The sequence below is a fragment of the Shewanella sp. 11B5 genome, from assembly GCF_002836795.1.
GTDB lineage: Bacteria > Pseudomonadota > Gammaproteobacteria > Enterobacterales > Shewanellaceae > Shewanella > Shewanella frigidimarina.
Genome location: NZ_PJAP01000840.1, coordinates 1 through 1,561, shown reverse-complemented (window position 1 = coordinate 1,561; position 1,561 = coordinate 1). Strand labels below are relative to the sequence as shown.

Sequence of the window (1,561 nt, the reverse complement as noted above, 5' to 3'; positions counted from 1 at the left end):
CGGCAGTTCTGACATTTGGTAACTCTGAGATGAAAAAAGTTCATCACCAATATTGGTGATGAACTGATAAATACATTAGGAGGAAATTATAGAATACGGCGTAATAAAAAGTCTGCTTTTAAACGGCGAATTCGATTCATGATTTTTTTCACCGGTTTAGGGTATTTCTGCAAAGTATCAATTTGGCTGTAATGGAATAATCGCTCAGTGTGTAGCAAGATATATTGCTGCTCCTGGATAAACGACTCTTTCCAGCATCCTGACTCATCATGCAATAATAAGCCATTTTCTAAATCCAATGCCCACGCTCGTGGGTTTAGGTTCGAACCTGTTATCAGATGTTTTCTATTATCGGCGCTGATGCCCTTCAAATGAAAACTGTTAATACCATCTTTCCATAGATGAATATTCAGTTGTCCGTTCTCAATAGCCCATTGCTGATTTTTGGCAAATTTACGCAGTGATTGCTCGTACATGTACGGCAACGCACCAATCGTTGAAAAATCTTGATCCGGCGGAATGTAGAAGTCATTCGCCGTTTTATCACCGACAACAATATCAATTTTTTTGCCATCACGCAGATGTCTTGCTAATGCACGAGTTAAAATTGTCGGCGGGTTGAAATAAGGCGTACAAATAAACAACTCTTTAGTCGACGAATCAACCAACCTAACAATAGTGTCATTTAATTCGTTGTTTTTTCTACCTAAACCCATCAATGGCGTAACACGATTACCCACTGTTGTAGAGGTATACTGATAACGCGCCTGTGATAGACGATGTTTAAAACTTTTTACATCGTTCTTTTCAGGGTTATCTTCATTGTCTGCCGCTTGACTTAAAACACTCACGGCAGGATCGCTAACAATATCCTGCTTTATCATGTCACGCATACTGCGTGCTAGTTCAGGACAATCGATAACATGGTATCTATCGAAACGGTATTTTTCTTGCTCGTGTAAATAAATGTTGTTAATACTCGCACCACTGTAAATAACAGTGTCGTCAATGATAAAACCTTTAAGATGCAGTACACCCATAAATTCGCGAGACTTTACCGGTACACCGACAATATCAAACGGGTGCGATGCTTGATCCATTAATTGACGATATAAAATATAGTTACCACTGTCACCCTTTTGACCTATTAGGCCTCGGCGTGCACGATGATAATCAACTAACACTTTGATATCTAATTGTGGGTTTTGGTTTTTTGCGTCTAATAACGCCTGTAATACCTCACGGCCAGCTTCATCATCTTCAACATATAATGCTGCGATGTAAATTGAAGATGTTGCCGATGCAATTTTAGTAAGTAAGGCTTGCTTAAAATCTTTTGGCTTAAGCAACCAAGACACAGCATCTGCATTTAGGGCAATACCACCTAGCTTATCCAGCAAGGCATCCTCCTTAAAATGGGTGGCCATTACGATAATCAGTAATGGGATCAAATTTAAAAAACATCACAGCGATATATTGTAATTGTAAGTACGCTGTTCAACTGTTTAGCAAGTAACACATGCCATGTTTACTGATAAATTGAGGGAATAAGTAACTTCAA

The 1,561-nt window shown here is 38.9% G+C and carries 1 protein-coding gene; it reads right to left on the bottom strand.

All coding sequences use genetic code 11. The features are described from left to right. Positions 1-86: 86 nt before the first annotated feature. Entirely contained in the window at positions 87-1,427 is a 1,341-nt protein-coding gene (gene pssA / locus CXF78_RS16990) for a CDP-diacylglycerol--serine O-phosphatidyltransferase (protein ID WP_102037430.1), read from the bottom strand. Positions 1,428-1,561: the final 134 nt, after the last annotated feature.

Excerpts from the sequence above, each read along its gene's own strand:
- pssA (WP_102037430.1), bottom strand. The coding sequence starts at position 1,427 with ATGGCCACCCATTTTAAGGAGGATGCCTTGCTGGATAAGCTAGGTGGT.